This is a genomic window from Microbacterium luteum (assembly GCF_015277875.1).
Taxonomy (GTDB): domain Bacteria; phylum Actinomycetota; class Actinomycetes; order Actinomycetales; family Microbacteriaceae; genus Microbacterium; species Microbacterium luteum.
This window is the reverse complement of the sequence record NZ_CP063814.1, coordinates 2,832,923-2,847,092: the sequence shown is the minus strand read 5'-3', so window position 1 is coordinate 2,847,092 and position 14,170 is coordinate 2,832,923. Positions and strand designations below refer to the sequence as shown.

The 14,170-nt window shown below is 71.1% G+C and carries 14 protein-coding genes; 4 read left to right on the top strand and 10 right to left on the bottom strand.

The window, feature by feature from the left end; genetic code table 11:
* Positions 1-32: 32 nt before the first annotated feature.
* The gene (locus IM777_RS13885; RefSeq protein WP_194383791.1) at positions 33-1,757 is read right to left on the bottom strand and encodes an ATP-binding protein; all 1,725 of its coding nucleotides are present in this window, start codon (positions 1,755-1,757) and stop codon (positions 33-35) included.
* A gap of 121 nt (positions 1,758-1,878) precedes the next feature.
* Between IM777_RS13885 and IM777_RS13880 the strand changes: the two genes are divergently transcribed.
* Together IM777_RS13880 and IM777_RS13875 are read left to right on the top strand one after the other, a co-directional pair.
* Positions 1,879-2,244, top strand: a complete 366-nt coding sequence (locus IM777_RS13880) for a response regulator transcription factor (RefSeq protein WP_071044956.1) — start codon at positions 1,879-1,881, stop codon at positions 2,242-2,244.
* A 402-nt stretch (positions 2,245-2,646) separates the two neighbouring features.
* Positions 2,647-3,183, top strand: coding sequence for a LacI family DNA-binding transcriptional regulator (locus tag IM777_RS13875; RefSeq protein ID WP_071044957.1), 537 nt, complete (start codon positions 2,647-2,649; stop codon positions 3,181-3,183).
* Positions 3,184-3,192: 9 nt separating this feature from the next.
* Here IM777_RS13875 and IM777_RS13870 read toward each other — a convergent pair whose 3' ends face one another.
* From IM777_RS13870 to IM777_RS13860, 3 genes are read right to left on the bottom strand one after another with little or no spacing between them, the layout of a single operon-like run.
* A complete protein-coding gene (locus IM777_RS13870) occupies positions 3,193-3,894 on the bottom strand; it encodes an aspartate/glutamate racemase family protein (protein WP_194383790.1) in 702 nt (233 codons plus the stop codon).
* Between the two features lie 53 nt (positions 3,895-3,947).
* Positions 3,948-4,766, bottom strand: coding sequence for a polyphosphate polymerase domain-containing protein (locus IM777_RS13865; RefSeq protein WP_194383789.1), 819 nt, complete (start codon positions 4,764-4,766; stop codon positions 3,948-3,950).
* Positions 4,763-5,410: a DUF4956 domain-containing protein gene (locus tag IM777_RS13860; protein WP_194383788.1), complete on the bottom strand. Its 648-nt coding sequence runs from the start codon at positions 5,408-5,410 to the stop codon at positions 4,763-4,765. Before IM777_RS13860 ends, IM777_RS13865 begins: the two co-directional genes overlap by 4 nt.
* Positions 5,411-6,936: 1,526 nt before the next feature.
* On the opposite strand from IM777_RS13860, the gene IM777_RS13855 reads away from it, so the two are divergent.
* Both IM777_RS13855 and IM777_RS13850 read left to right on the top strand, forming a co-directional pair.
* Positions 6,937-7,683: an alpha/beta fold hydrolase gene (locus tag IM777_RS13855; RefSeq protein ID WP_194385577.1), complete on the top strand. Its 747-nt coding sequence runs from the start codon at positions 6,937-6,939 to the stop codon at positions 7,681-7,683.
* 170 nt (positions 7,684-7,853) lie between these two features.
* On the top strand, positions 7,854-8,459 hold the full coding sequence (locus tag IM777_RS13850) for a hypothetical protein (RefSeq protein ID WP_194383787.1): 606 nt from the start codon (positions 7,854-7,856) through the stop codon (positions 8,457-8,459).
* A gap of 5 nt (positions 8,460-8,464) precedes the next feature.
* Here the strand turns inward: IM777_RS13850 and IM777_RS13845 are convergent, their stop codons facing one another.
* The 6 genes from IM777_RS13845 to IM777_RS13820 form a co-directional block, all read right to left on the bottom strand.
* Complete coding sequence (locus IM777_RS13845; protein WP_194383786.1) at positions 8,465-8,869, bottom strand: alpha/beta fold hydrolase; 405 nt, start codon at positions 8,867-8,869, stop codon at positions 8,465-8,467.
* A 244-nt stretch (positions 8,870-9,113) separates the two neighbouring features.
* A complete protein-coding gene (locus tag IM777_RS13840) occupies positions 9,114-10,496 on the bottom strand; it encodes an NtaA/DmoA family FMN-dependent monooxygenase (protein ID WP_194383785.1) in 1,383 nt (460 codons plus the stop codon).
* Entirely contained in the window at positions 10,493-11,854 is a 1,362-nt protein-coding gene (locus IM777_RS13835) for an NtaA/DmoA family FMN-dependent monooxygenase (RefSeq protein ID WP_194383784.1), read from the bottom strand. The genes IM777_RS13840 and IM777_RS13835 overlap by 4 nt, the downstream gene beginning before the upstream one ends.
* Positions 11,855-11,920: 66 nt before the next feature.
* The gene (locus IM777_RS13830; RefSeq protein WP_194383783.1) at positions 11,921-12,496 is read right to left on the bottom strand and encodes a TetR/AcrR family transcriptional regulator; all 576 of its coding nucleotides are present in this window, start codon (positions 12,494-12,496) and stop codon (positions 11,921-11,923) included.
* Positions 12,493-13,488, bottom strand: coding sequence for an adenosine deaminase (gene add, locus IM777_RS13825; protein ID WP_228480822.1), 996 nt, complete (start codon positions 13,486-13,488; stop codon positions 12,493-12,495). The genes IM777_RS13830 and add overlap by 4 nt, the downstream gene beginning before the upstream one ends.
* A gap of 153 nt (positions 13,489-13,641) precedes the next feature.
* Positions 13,642-14,169 (bottom strand): flavin reductase family protein, encoded by a 528-nt coding sequence (locus IM777_RS13820; RefSeq protein WP_194383782.1) that lies wholly within the window; start codon positions 14,167-14,169, stop codon positions 13,642-13,644.
* Position 14,170 lies beyond the last annotated feature (1 nt).

Below are 14,170 nucleotides of genomic sequence, written 5' to 3'. Positions count from 1 at the left end.
GACGACGCGCTCGAGCCGCACGCGAGCGGGGATCATCGCGCTCCTGCCTCGGCGTGCTGCGGAACCGCGGGGAACGCGAGCGTCGCCCGCACGCCGCCGTGCTCCGGCGAGGTGAGGTCGACGCGGCCGCCGTTGCGCTCGGCGAGCTCGCGGACGATCGCGAGCCCCAAGCCGGTGCCGGGGGTGTTCTGCGTCTCGGCGTCGGGTGCGCGGTAGAACCGGTCGAAGGCCCGTGCGAGGGTGGCCGGCGACATCCCGGGTCCGGTGTCGGTGACGGTGAAGACCACCTCGCCGTCCACGCGCGACGCTTCCACGAGCACCCTCCCGCCTTCCGGAGTGAACTTCACCGCGTTGGACACGAGGTTTCCGAGGGCCCGCAGGGCGTCGCCGCGGTCGACGCGCATCACGGCGTCGGCCGGTGCAGCGTGGGCGAGGTCGAGTCGGCGGGCCATCGCCAGCGGTTCGTGGGTGCAGAGAACGTCGGCGATCAGATCCGGTGCGGCCACGTCGACGGGGGTGAGCGCGCTCGGCGCGGCTTCGCCGTGGCCGAGGGCGAGAAGATCTTCGACGAGATCGCTGAGGCGCTTCGCGTTGCGGTGGATGATCTCGATCCAGTCCCGCTCGGGGGTGGCCGCCTCCGACTCGCGGAGCAGATCGCTGTAGCCGAGGATGCTCGTGATCGGGGTGCGCAGCTCGTGGCTGGTCGTGGCGACGAAATCCTGCCGCTGACGTTCCAGTTCGAGTCGGTCGGCGAGGGCGGCGGCGCGTTCGCGCTGCACCTCGGCCTGTGCACGGGTCAGTTCGAGGGCGGCGGTCGCCCGGGCGAGGGTCTCGTAGCGCGCGGAGGACAGGAGCACCGTGAGCGCGGCGAGCGAGGTCATGAACACGACCGTGACGGCGGCGGTTTCCAGCGGACTGTTCGCCCGGTCGGCGAAAGCCCCCTCGCCCAGGATGGTGAGCACGAGCACGATCACGGCGGTGGCGAGCGCCTGCGGGTATACCACCCGGAGCGGGAAGCGCAGCACCGCCCACGTGAACAGACCGAAGATGAGGAAGGCTCCCGGCAGGCTGGTCAGCGCCGTGAACGTGATCGCGATCAGTCCGGCCAGGAGCAGGGTCTGCGCGGCGATCTCCGCCCGGCTCACCCGCGTGGCCACGGCGGGCGGGAGAAGGGCGAACGGAGCGATCAGGAGGATCGCGGCGCAGTGCGAAACGCTCGCGAAGATACCCGGCAGCGGTGACCAGGCGCCGCTCACGACCGCGGCGGTGACGCCCACGATGACGCCCGTCGAGGCCGATCCGATGACGGCGGCGAGGGCGAAGTAGAGGGCGGCGTGCGCCGAGTCGAGCTGGAATCGGCGTCCGGTCGTGATCGGGAAATGCGCCCGTCGCGCGGTGATGCGGGTGCGCTGAGCGAGCAGCTCGACGACGAGGGCGGCTTCCAGCGCGTTCGCGGCACCGTAGATGAGCGACAGCGTCGCGTCGCGACCGGCGAGCGCGTTGGCGATCGTCGTGACGACGAAGATGACGACGACCGCGATCCACCGTTGACGCGGCGCCGCCTTCAGTGCGAACCATACCGAGAAGCCGGCGGCCGGCCACCACACCGCCAGGGGGGTGCCGGGCACGGAGAACGAGACCCCGAGGAGCGCGAGGGCGAGGATCCCCACGGCCGCGACGATCCACAGCCATGCCGGCGTCTGCGGACGCTCGGCGCGTGTCCGCGTCAGGCGCGTGTCGGGGGTCAAGCGCTCCACGGTCAGAGGGTAGCGGCGATTATGGGTCATCTTCGGCATTGGGATCAAGGGCGATGTGCCGCAGTCGAGGATTCGCCTCGCGCCGGGTAGGTTGAACAGACGCCCGCCAGGGAGGTGTCGCATGGCTCAGGTGCTGATCGTCGAGGATGACGAAGACGTCGCATCGCTCGTCCGCGACGTGCTCGCGCGCGACGGATACGACATCCGGGTGGGGCGCGACGGCGGCGAGGGGCTCGAGCTCGCCCGCGCCCAGCATCCCGATCTGGTTCTCCTCGATTGGATGATGCCCGTCAAGACCGGCATCGAGGTGTGCGAGGAGCTGCGCTCCGATGTCGACTTCGCCACGACGCGAATCGTGATGCTCACGGCGCGGCGAACCGACGAGGACCGGGCGCGGGCTCTGGCCGCGGGCGCGGACGACTATCTCGTGAAGCCCTTCCTGCCGCGAGAGCTGCGCACGCGCATCGCTGCGATCCTCTCCTCCTGACCGCCGGGTGGATGCGCCCTCACCGCCGGCCGGCGGGATGCGTGACGGTCATGCCGGCATGTTCGTCACGGTGAATGCGATGAGGCCGGCCACCGCGAGGGCGATGACGATCATGGCCCACACCGGCAGGCCTCCCACCTCCTGGCGATACCAGGGCGTGAGCACGCGGGAGCGGTGACGAGAGTGGCGCGAACGGCGAGCATGCATCGGTAATCCCCCAGGATCAAGTGGCGTCTCGAGCGGCTTCCCCCGCGACCCGCGTCCGCTCGTCGGCGATGTTAGCGACCCAACGTTTCCATCCCGATACATTCGCGCATCCGCTCGGGAGATCTTGCGCAAACCTCCGGCCATCCCCGCCCTGCCGCCAGACCGGGCTTTCTGGCCCCGGGCTAGAATCCGGTCATGGCCGGTCAACGACGAAAGGCTACGCTCCAGGACATCGCCGACATCGTCGGGATGAGCCGGATGTCGATCTCGCGCATCCTCAACGGGAAGCAGCAGACCTCGCCGGAGCAGGAGGAGCGCATCCGTGAGGCGATCGCGGCCACCGGCTACCGGCTGAACCGCGCTGCCCGCGCGCTGCGTCAGGGGCGCATCCTGCCCACGATCGGTCTCGTCGTTCCGGCCTTCGCCGACCCCGCGTGCGCGGCTGTGGCGGAGGCGGTCGCCGAGGTCGCCGACGAGCACGGCGCCCTGCTCGTCGTGGTGCGCGCCGGTGGAGAGGCGGTCGCGATCCGCGCGGGGGTGGACGCGTTGATCTCCCGCAACGTCGACGGGGTCCTGCTCTGCGGACCGAGCCCCGACATCGATGTCTGGGCCGAGGACGCCGACCGCCCGGTGCTCGCGATGGCCGCCGCGTCGGCGTCGCGCGATGAGCTCGTCGCCTCGGCGAGGTCCGCCGCGGGCGAACTCTTCGCCCGCATCGACGGCGAGAGGTGATTCGCCCGGTCAGGAGCCGTCGGCGCCGAGTGCGAAGGCGACCGCGGCGTCGACGTGCAGGGCCGTCGTCGGGAAGACCGGCACCGGGCTGTCGGCGCGTGTGACGAGCAGCTCGATCTCGGTGCAGCCGAGGATGATTCCGTCCGCGCCCGCCTCATGCAGTCGTGCCATCACGTCGCGATACCGCCCGCGCGCGTCGTCGGTCACGACGCCGTGCACGAGTTCGCCGTAGATGATGTCGTGCACGGTGCGGCGATCCTCTTCGTTCGGAACGAGGGCGCGGATGCCGCGCGAGGCCAGGCGGTCGCGGTAGAACGGCTGCTCCATCGTGAACGCCGTTCCGAGCAGGCCGACGGTGTGCAACCCGGCCGCGGCGATCGCGTCGGCGGTCGTATCGGCGATGTGCAGGAACGGGATGTCGATGGCCGCTTCGATGTCGTCCGCGACGATGTGCATCGTGTTGGTGCACAGCACGATCAGGTCGGCGCCCGCATCCTGCAGCCTGCGTGCGCGGGTGGACAGGATCCGCGCCGTTGCGCCCCAGTCGCCCGCGGCCTGCAGGGTCTCGATCTCGGCGAAGTCGAGGGAGTCGAGCAGGATGCGTGCGGAGTGATAGCCGCCGAGGCGATCGCGCATGCGCTCATTGGCGAGGCGGTACCACTCCAGCGACGATTCCCAGCTCATCCCGCCGAGCACGCCGATCGTCTTCACGCGCCGAGTCTACGAGCGCCGGGGCCGCGGTGGCGCAGGGCGGTCAGTCTGTGTCACGCCGGGACGGAGGCGGTACCGGGCGCGATGCCCCGTGCGATGGTTCCGTGGCGGAAATGCCGACTCAGCGCCCGGTGCCACGGGTTGGCGGGAAGGTCCGGGTGCAGCGCGGCCATCCCGGTGCCGTACTTCGACACCTTCGCGGGGCGGTGGCCCTGTCGCCACAGCGTGCGGTCGAGCGCGCCGGCACGCTGCCCGGACTTCGTCTCGACGATCACGGACGACGGCAGCTGCAGGACCGCGCCGTCGGCGGCGATCCACGTGAGCTCGGTGTCGATCGTCGCCCGCGAGGGGTCGCCGCCCGGCGTCGCCGGGAGCAGCACCGTGGCGCGGCGGTATCGAGTGACGAGCGTCGGCTGCAGCCTCTCGGCCAGGCGCGCCGCGCCGGGAATCCCGGCATCGGCGAGGAGGTCGGTGGCGTACGCGACCGCTTCGTCGTCGAGTTCGTCGCCGGTGACTGGCACCCGGTCCTTGACGGTGGCGGCGCGTGCACCTCGGGTCTTCACCTCGAGGAACGATCCGCCCGAATCGAGATACGTGCGCGCGCGCACCTTGAATCGACGTCGGCGTCCGCGCACGGCGCCGTAGAAGCTGTCGAGGGTGGGCGTGTCGAAGTACTGCGAGGCGTAGCGGAGCGCGTTCTCTCCGCCGATGTCCAGGACTTCGCTGCCGGTGGGGAGGGCATGCAGCACCGCCGACAGGTCGCGGGCCGGAACGATGTACTTGCGGTCGACGCGTGTCTGCAGCTGCGCCTGGGCGTTGAGTTCGTCGAGGCTCACGGTGCGCAGGCCGCCGAGTGCGGCGAGGGCGTTCATCGGGCCACCTGCCAGGTGTGGGCGACCGTGTCGGGCGCGCTGTCGCGCTCCGAGGGCGTGGAGCTGTCATGCGTGCTGCGGCGACGCGGCGAGGCTCCGCGGCGGGGGAGGGCGTACCGCACGTTTACCGTGGTGGTGTCGGAGACGAGGTCGAGTCCGCGCACGGTGACGCGCTGCACGGGTGTGCCGAGGAGTGTCTCGACGGCCGCTCGGGCGTCATCCTCATTCGGGTAGGCCCGATCGAGCACGAGCGTCTGCTCGCGCGAGCGACGCAGCACGAGGGGGCTGTCGACGATCGCGATCACGCCGACGATCAGCGCCGTGAGGCCGATCGCACTCCATGTGGCCGCGCCCGACAGGCCCGCGATCAGACCGAGGGCGAGGGCGGCGAGGTAGTAGGCGATCTCGCTCTGCTCGATCTCGCGGGACCGCAGGCGGATGATCGACAGCACGCCGAACAGTCCGAGGCCGAGGCCGGCGGTGACGGTCGAGTCGGTGAGCACCATCGACACCGCGAGCACGCCGACGTTGACGCCGACGAAGGCGATGGCGAGGTCTCGTCGCCGGTGTCGGGGGTAGTAGACGGCGAACGCCAGGACGGCGATCGCGATGAGATCGAGGGCGATGACGGTGACCAGTTCCACGGGTTGCTCCTGACGGGTGGTGTCGGAGTTCCAGAGAACGCCGCCCGCCTATGCAGGTGCTATGGGAGACCTCGGGCGGGGTTACGAATCGGTAACGCGACCCGAACGCGCCGGTGAACGGCGGATCGCGTCTGCCGGTGGGGCCGCCCGTGTCAGTTGCACCAGAGCCGTCCGCCGAGCGTCGGCGCCGGTGCCGGCCGGCGTTCGTGTCGGTGACGGGCGGGCGCACGGGTGTCGGCCCCTGGGGCGGCCTCGATGGCATCCGCCTCCGCCTCCGCGTCCGCTTCGGTATCTGCGTCGCGTCCGCTTCGGTGTCTGCGTCTGCGTCGGTGTCGGTGTCCGTGTCCGTGTCCCCGTCTGCGTCGGTGTCGGTGTCCGTGTCCGTGTTGGCGTTGGCGTCGGCGGTTCTGCGTCCCGCGTGGAGGGGCACTAACTCAGGCCGAGCGGAACGGTGAGGCCGACTTTGGGTCGTTTCGCGACGTTGTCACTCCTGCAGCCTGAGTTGGGGTACGCGAGAGCCCGCGGCGTGGCCGCGGTTACGGTTCGGGCGCCTCGGGGTCGAGGGACGGGGCCTCGTGCGGCCTGCGTGGCGGCCGATGTCTGCGTGACTGCCGATGGTGGGGCGGCAGTGGGCTTCCGCGTTGGAGTGCGAGTCGGAGTCGTTGCACTAACTCAGGCTGGCGGGCGCGGCGATGCCGGATTCGGGCCGATTCGCGGCGTCGGCACTCTCTCAGCCTGAATTGGGACACGCGGGCGCTGCGGCACCGCGGGCCGGTGAACGGTTCGGCGGGTCTTCGGGTCTTCGGGTCTTCGGGTCTTCGGGCCTCCGGGTCTCCGGGTTTCAGACCTCGGCGTCGTGCCGCCTGGCGCGGCCGCCAGAGGGTGGGGCGGCGTCGGGGCGGATCTGGAGTTGTGGTACTAACTCAGGCTGAAGAGGACGGTGAGGCCTGAGTGGCGGCGTTTCGCGGCGTCTTCACTCCTGCAGCCTGAGTTACGGCACGCCGAGGCGGCGGCAGCGGGGCGGCGGGCTGGGGCTGTGGCACTAACTCAGGCTGAGGAGGACGGTGAGGCCTGATTGGTGGCGTTTCGCGGCGTCTTCACTCCTGCAGCCTGAGTTACGGCACGCCGAGGCGGCGGCAGCGGGGCCGGGCTGTAGCGGGGCGAGGCTGCGGCACGGAGACGGCGGGACCGGGGCTGCGGGGCGGGCGGCGGCAGCGTGGCGGGACCGGGGCGGCGGGCCGGGGCTGCGAGGCGGCGGCGGCGGGGCGACGGGGCGGCGGGGCGGGACGGAACCCCGGATGCGGGTTCGAGAGGTTTAGGGGTTCCCCCGGAAGCGCGGGGGACGTCCCGGTGTGAGACTCGATGTACCAGACGACGCACCGGGCACAACTGGGGGAGCCCGGAAGCGGCCGGCGGGATCTGTCGCTTGTCCCGCCGGCGTCTGGGGCCCGGAACGTGTTCGGCGCGAGAATGGATGCGTGAGTGCCGCGACTTCGCTGACCGACGTGCCCGCCCCGACCTTCGTGATGTCCGAGGACGGCTTCCGCCTCGCCACGTACACCTGGGGTGAAGAGGGGCAGCCGACGGTGATGCTCGTGCACGGGTTCGCCTCGAGCACGCGGGACAATTGGGTGAACACCGGCTGGGTGCGCGACCTCACCAGCGACGGATTCCGCGTTCTCGCCCTCGACCAGCGCGGCCACGGGGCCAGCGACAAGCCCCACGAGTCGCGTGAGTATGCGCTCGCGGCCCTCGCCCGCGACGTCGAGACGGTCCTCGACACCTACCTCGTCGACACCGTCGCGTACGTCGGCTACTCCCTCGGCGCTCGTGTCGGCTGGGAGGTCGCTCGGGATCTTCCGGGGCGGATCGAGCGGGTGGTGCTGGGCGGCGTTCCCGACGGGGTGCCGCTGAGCAGGCTCGACCTCGATCAGGCGCGGGCCTACGTGCGCGAGGGTGCAGCGGTGACGGATGAGCGCACGCAGCAGTACATCGGCCTGATCGAACGGGTCGGCGGCAACGACCTCGAGGCTCTGCTCGCGATCGCCGAGGGGCTGCGCGCCTCGGGCGCCGCCGACCCGGACCCGACGGCGGCGCCCACCCAGCCCGTGCTGATCGCGACCGGCTCCCGCGACGCCATCCTCGAGGGCTCGAAGGCGCTCGCCGCCGCGTGCCCGCAGGGCCGGTTCGTCGAGATCCCGAACCGTCATCACTTCAACGCGCCGGGCTCGCGGGATTTCCGCGCCGCCGCGCGCGAGTTCCTCGCCGGCTGATTCGCCGAGATCCCCCCGCACGCGAAACGCTCCGGACGCGCGTCGGTAGATGCACGCCCCACTCCGGTGGCCGCATCATGGGCGGTTCCTCCATGGCCGGCGGCTGCCCGCAGACGTAGTTTCGGCAGGTACCTGCCCCTTCGGGGGTCTGCGATGTTCCGGGAGGATCGATGCCGATCAACAGCCGTCTGCAGGGCCTGCGCGACCACACGCCAGAGGAGCGCCGACGGCGGGTCGTGGAGGGAGCGGGGCTGCCGGCCGACGCGCTGGATCCCCTCGGCATCGGCGGTGGCCTCACCCTCGAACAGGCCGATCACATGATCGAGAACGTCGTGGGGACCATGGCGATCCCGGTGGGCGTCGCCACGAACTTCCACATCGACGGGATCGACCGGCTCGTGCCGATGGCCACCGAGGAGCCGAGCGTGGTGGCCGCCGCCTCCAACGCGGCGCGCATGGCGCGCGGGCACGGCGGCTTCCGCACCTCGCACACCGGCGACGTGATGGCCGCGCAGATCCAGATCCTCGACGCGGTCGATCCCGAGGGCGTGCGGATGCGCGTGCTCGAGGCCCGCGACGAGCTCGTCGCCCTCGCCAACGACCAGGACCCGGTCCTGGTGCAGTTCGGCGGCGGCGCGCGGGACGTGACCGCGCGGGTGGTCTCCACGCGCGTCGGTCCCCAGGTGATCGTGCACCTGCACGTCGGCCGCACGATCGTGACCGCCCTCGATCCCGACGACGCGGTGCTGGCGACGGCCGAGGTCGGATGGGCCTGACGGCCTCAGCGCGGCACATGCTGCGCGAGCGCATCCGCCCCCAGGCTCAGTACGCGCTCGGGATGCTCGATCGCGGCGGTCTGGGCCATCATTCCGCCCATCGAGTGCCCGATGAGGTGCGCGGCGGGGATGTCGAGCGCATCCAGCACGCGCAGCACGTCTTCGGCCATGTCGGAGAGGTCGTAGCCGCCGTCGATGTCTTCGTCGCCGCCGAAACGCTGCGACAGCCCGGTGTCGCGGTTGTCCAGGCGCACGACGCGGAAGCCTTCCGCGACGAGCAGCGCGACGAGCCGGTCGTCCCAGCTGATCAGCTGCGCGCCGCCCCCGGAGATGAGTACGATCGCCGGATCCGCCGGATTCCCCTCGATCTCGAAGTAGATCGAGACATCGTCGACGGTGGTGTACGGCATGCGTCGAATCTACCCAGCCTCGCCACCCCGCGGAACGTGCTGCCACCCCATGCCTTCGTCCGGCATATGTGCTCGCGGCACAGTGGGCGCGGGGGCAGTGGGCGCAGGGGCGACTCCGCGACGCAGCCCTTTCCACCGAGCCACCCCCTTTTCGCCGAGCCACCCCTTTCCGCCGCGACGAAACGGGGCCGTTCGGCGGGAAAGGGCCGGTTCGGATGCGGCCGTGCCGTCGCCGGCTCGGGACTCAGTCCGCCAGCACCGGATGCTCCGCGCCGAGGCGGTCGTGGCCGGGGCGCTCGGTCACGCGGGAGCGGAGGGTGTTCCCCGGAACGCCCGCGCGCAGCCGGCCGCGCTCGCGCAGGATCGGCATCACGAGGCGGCCGAAGTCCTCGAGGTCGGCCGGCTCGAACACCGGTTCGAGGAGGAATCCGTCGAGGTCGGTCTCGGCGGCCAGGCGCTCGATGCCGTCGGCGACCTGCACCGGGTCTCCGACGAGCCGGAAGCCGCGCGTGCCGCGGCCGCGCAGCTGGTCGAGGATCTCCCGCACCGTGGGGGCGTTCTCGCCGAGGAAGCGCTCGATGTTGCTCGTTCCCATCTGCCCGACCGGGCCGCCCTGCTCGAGCACCTGGTGCAGCGTCTTGTCGGGGTCGAGGGCGAGCAGGTCGATGCCGGTGTTGCCGGCGTAGAGGGATGCGACGATCTCGTCCGTCTGCATCGCGTCGAACTCCGCCTCATAGCGTTGCGCATCGGCCTCGGTCTCGCCGACGAAGACGGTGAGCCCGGCCATGAGCTTCACGGCCCGCGGGTCGCGTCCGCGGTCGGCGGCGAGCCGGCGGATGTCGGCGACGGCGGCGGCCGTGCGCGCGGGCGTCGTGGCCTGCACGAACACGCACTCGGCGTTGCGCGCGGCGAAGGCGCGTCCGGCGGGGGAGGTTCCGGCCTGGAACAGCACCGGCGTGCGCTGCGGCGACGGCGGGGCCCCGAAGTAGCCGCGCGAGCGGTAGTGCTCGCCCTCGAAGACGATCGGATGCACGCCCTCGCGCCGCGCATAGACCCCGGCGTCGCGGTCCATGATGCGGGCGTCGTCATCCCACCCCTGCTCCCACAGCCGTGCGGCGAGTTCCACGTACTCGGCCGCCATCGCGTAGCGCGTGTCGTGCGGCACGATCTCGTCCTGTCCGAACACGTCGGCGACGGCGTTCTGCGAGGCGCCGGTGACGATGTTCCACCCGACGCGACCGCCGGTGAGGTGGTCGAGGGTCGCGAAGCGGCGCGCGAGCTGAGCCGGATGCTCGAGGCCGGTCGACATGGTCACGACGAACCCGAGGGTGTCGGTGTGCTGGGCGAGAAGCGGGAGCAGGTAGTCGGGGTCGATCGCGGAGAAGTTGATGCCCTTGGTCGCCGCGATCTCGGGCAGGTCGCCGTCCACGAGCGGGTAGCCGTAGCCGCCGGCGAAGAAGAGGAAGTCGAAGCCGGCGTCTTCGAGCACGCGCGCGATGTGGATCCAGTGCTGCGGGTCGAGGAAGTCGGCGCTGCGGCTGCGCGGATGCGCCCAGCTGAACGTGCCGCCCACCTGCGGTGCGGTCACTTCGAACACGCCGAAGTGCAGGGTCTTCGCGTCGGTCATGCGTGCACCGCCACCCGTCGATGCGCCGCCCCCGGATGGGTGTCGGCCAGGCGCGGCCCCGCACCGAGCAGCCGCTCTCGCAGGGTCACCTTGGGGTTCTCAGCGGCGACGAGTCCGCGCGTGCGCAGTTCGGGCATGACGAGGTCGAGGAAGGAGTCGAAGGTGCCGGTGTGGTCGGGCTGCACGAGGAACCCGTCGGCGCCGGTGTCCGCGATGGCGCGCTCGGCCGCGTCGACGACCTCCGCCGGGGTGCCGACGAACGGCGTGCCCATGACGGAGTTGCGCTGGAACTCCTCCAGGATCTCGCGCACCGTCGGCGCATCCGGACCGGTGAAGCGCTCGATGTTCGTGCGTCCGGTCTGCGAGCTCGACACCGCAGCGGGGTCGAGCGGCCGGCCGGGGTCCATGCCGGACAGATCCAGCCCGGTGTAGAACGCGTACGCGGCCGCGGCGTCGTCGAGCGAGCGCGCCTCGGTGACCCGTCGCTGGATATCGCGCGCGCCCTCCGCGGTCTCGGCGACGATGAACGTGCCCGCGATGAGGCACGTGACCGACTCCGGGTCGCGGCCGTAGCCCTCGGCGCGGCGGCGGATGTCGGTGATCTGGGAAGCCATCGCCGGGATCTCGGCGGCGAGGAACACCGCCTCGGCGTAGCGGGCGGCGAGGTCGCGTCCGGGCGAGGATGTGCCCGCCTGGAACAGCAGCGGTGTGCGCTGCGGTCCGGGCGGCACCGTCAGCAGGCCCTTGGCGTCGAAGTGCGGCCCGTGGTGCTCGATCTCGCGCACCTTGTCGGGGTCGGCGAAGACGCCGCGCTCGCGGTCGAGGGCGAGGCCGTCGTCATCCCACGACCCCTCCCACAGTTTCAGCGACAGGTCGACGTGGTCGGCCGCGATCTCGTAGCGCTTGTCGTGGTCGGTCAGCGGGATGCCGAACAGGCGCGCGGACGCGTTCTGACCGGCGCCGGTGACGATGTTCCAGCCGATGCGTCCGCGCGTGAGGTGGTCGAGCGTCGCGAGCTTGCGGGCGACCATCGGGGGCTTCTCGACCATCGTCGAGAGGGTGACGGCGAGACCCAGGCGGTCGGTCACGGCGGCGAGGGCGGGGAGGATCGCCATCGGGTCGGCCTTCGGGAACTGGATGGCTCCGCGGATCGCCGCCGCCGGCACGGCATCGTCGACGATCGGGTATCCGTAGTCATCGGCGAGGAACAGGAAGTCCACGCCGGCTTGTTCGCAGCGCCGTGCCATCGTGACCCAGTACTCCAGGTCGAGGTAGTCCGTCGACCGGTTCTCGGGCAGCTTCCACATGCCCATCGGGCCTGCGCTCTGGAACATGCCGAGCTTCCACGGTGCCGCCATCCGACTCTCCTCCGACCTGAGTGAACTGAACGGTTCACACTGTAGGCGGCGATTGTTTCGGCGAGGTCACCGGCGGGTCAGAAGCGCGTGCACCGTGGCGCGGTTCGCCGCGCGAAGCTCGTCGGGATCGACGCCGGTGAGGGTGAGGAACTGCAGGCCGCGCCAGAGGCCGACCAGCTGCGTCGCCGCGACGCGGGCGTCGTCGGCGCCGAAACCGTCGCGCCGCAGCACCTCGGCGGTCGCGTCGATCCACTCGTGCGCGATGCGGTCGGTGAAGGCGTCCCAGCCGTCGCGGTCGCGCATCGCGGTGCCGAACTGCTGGAAGAACAGGCGCAGGAACGGGTGGTTCTCGGGCGCGGAGAGGTCTTCCCACACCGCCAGCAGGCGCTGTTCGATCGAACCGTCGCCGGCGAGGCGGGCGAACATGTCGCGCAGGCGGGGAAAGCGCTCGAACGCCGCCTGGGCGGCCTCATCCAGCAGTCCCTGCTTGGAGCCGAAGTAGTACAGCACCATGCGGTTGTTCGACCCGATGCCGCGCGCGATCGCGCTGAGGCTCATGTCGATCACGCCCTCGCGCAGGATGAGGTCGGTCGCGAGCCCGAGCAGCCGCGCGCGCTCCGGGCTGTCGCCGGCGTCGTTCACGCGAGCCAGGCGTCGATGGCGGACCTCGCGCGCGCCTTCGTCTCGTCATCGGCGAGGGTGGTCTCGATCGAGGTCCACGCGCACGCGGCGAGCTGCTCGTCGGTCATGCCGAGTTCGCGCCGGCACAGCTCGTACTCGTCGAGGATGTCGGGGCCGAACAGGATCGGGTCGTCGGCGTTGATCGAGCAGCGCACGCCCGCATCCAGCAGGCCCACGAGCGGATGCGCGGCCATGTCGTCGACCACCTCGAGCAGCAGGTTCGAGGTGGGGCACACATCCAGCGGGATGCCGCGGTCGGCCAGTTCCGCCACGAGCGCCGGGTCCTCCGCCGAACGGACGCCGTGCAGGATGCGGTCGGCCTGAAGGGCACCCAGGGCGTCGCGGATCGACTCCGGGCCCACGAGCTCGCCGGCGTGCGGCGTGGACTGGAGCCCGGCGGCCTTGGCGAGGGCGAACGGCTCGGCGAAGTCGCCGGCGGGGTAGCCGCGCTCCTCGTTGGCGAGCCCGAGGGAGACCACGCCGTCGCCGGCGCGCGCGGCGGCCGCACGAGCGATCACCATGGCTTCATCGAGATCGCGCATCCGGTCGATGGTCGGCATGAGTCCGAAGGCGACGCCGTGTGCCGCCGACGCGGCGCGGGCCAGCGCGATGAGTTCGTTCAGCGCCGCCTCGACGGTGCCGTAGCGTTCGGCGTAGAACTGCGGGCTCACGGCGAGTTCGAGGTAGGCGACGCCCTGCGCCGCCTGATCGGCGAAGATCTCATCGGTCAGGATGCCCAGATGGTCGGGGTGGTCGAGCGAGGCCAGGAGGCTGCGATACGTCGCGCTGAATTGGGTGAAGCCGGCGAAGCCGGTCGTCGGCGTCACCTCGATGCCGAGCTTCTGCGACAGTCGCGTGAGCGTCGCCGGGCGCATCGCCGCCTCCATGTGGAGGTGGAGGTGTCCCTTGGGGAGAGCGCGCAGGTCGCGCGCGGCGGGGGCGGGAGTGGTCACGGGATGCTCCTGGGATCGGCGGAGTGAATCGAACGGTTCACACCCTACGGCCGCGATGTTTCCGCGACGTGTCCGGCGTGCCCCGCCCCGACACACGACGAGGGCGCCCCGACTGCGGTCGGGACGCCCTCTGATCGCGCCGGGTGGATGAGGTCACCCGGCGAGCTGTTCGAGCTCCCGCAGGTGGCGGTAGGCGCCCTTGAAATAGAGGAGGGGCTCGGTGTCGCGCTCGTGCCATTCGGCCGGGCTCATCTCGACGACCTTGCCGATCACGATGAGGTGGTCGCCCGCCTCGTGCTCGGCCCAGATCTCGCAGTCGACCCACATGAGGGTGTCGGCGATGACCGGGTTGCCGGATGCCGCCGGGCTCCAGTCGATGCCGGCCCACTTGTCGGTGCCCTTGCGGGCGAACTGGTTCGAGACGGCGTGCTGATCATGGGCGAGCACGTTGACGGCGAACTTGCCGTCTGCGGCGATCCGCGGATACGTGGTCGACGTCTTCATGACGCTGAACGACACCAGCGGCGGGTCGACGGACACCGAGTAGAACGACTGGCAGGTGAAGCCGATGGGCGCGCCGTCTTCGATGCCGGAGACGATGGTGATGCCCGAGGCGTAGTGGCCGAGCGTGTCGCGGAAGCGGCGCGCGTCGATGGCCGTGGGCGGGGTGGGGTGAGACATG

Coding starts and splice junctions, on each gene's coding strand:
- IM777_RS13855 (WP_194385577.1), top strand. CDS start 6,937: ATGTCCGAGGACGGCTTCCGCCTCGCCACGTACACCTGGGGTGAAGAG.
- IM777_RS13820 (WP_194383782.1), bottom strand. CDS start 14,169: ATGTCTCACCCCACCCCGCCCACGGCCATCGACGCGCGCCGCTTCCGC.
- IM777_RS13835 (WP_194383784.1), bottom strand. CDS start 11,854: ATGGCGGCACCGTGGAAGCTCGGCATGTTCCAGAGCGCAGGCCCGATG.
- IM777_RS13850 (WP_194383787.1), top strand. CDS start 7,854: ATGCCGATCAACAGCCGTCTGCAGGGCCTGCGCGACCACACGCCAGAG.
- IM777_RS13875 (WP_071044957.1), top strand. CDS start 2,647: ATGGCCGGTCAACGACGAAAGGCTACGCTCCAGGACATCGCCGACATC.
- IM777_RS13840 (WP_194383785.1), bottom strand. CDS start 10,496: ATGACCGACGCGAAGACCCTGCACTTCGGCGTGTTCGAAGTGACCGCA.
- IM777_RS13865 (WP_194383789.1), bottom strand. CDS start 4,766: ATGAACGCCCTCGCCGCACTCGGCGGCCTGCGCACCGTGAGCCTCGAC.
- IM777_RS13845 (WP_194383786.1), bottom strand. CDS start 8,869: ATGCCGTACACCACCGTCGACGATGTCTCGATCTACTTCGAGATCGAG.
- IM777_RS13880 (WP_071044956.1), top strand. CDS start 1,879: ATGGCTCAGGTGCTGATCGTCGAGGATGACGAAGACGTCGCATCGCTC.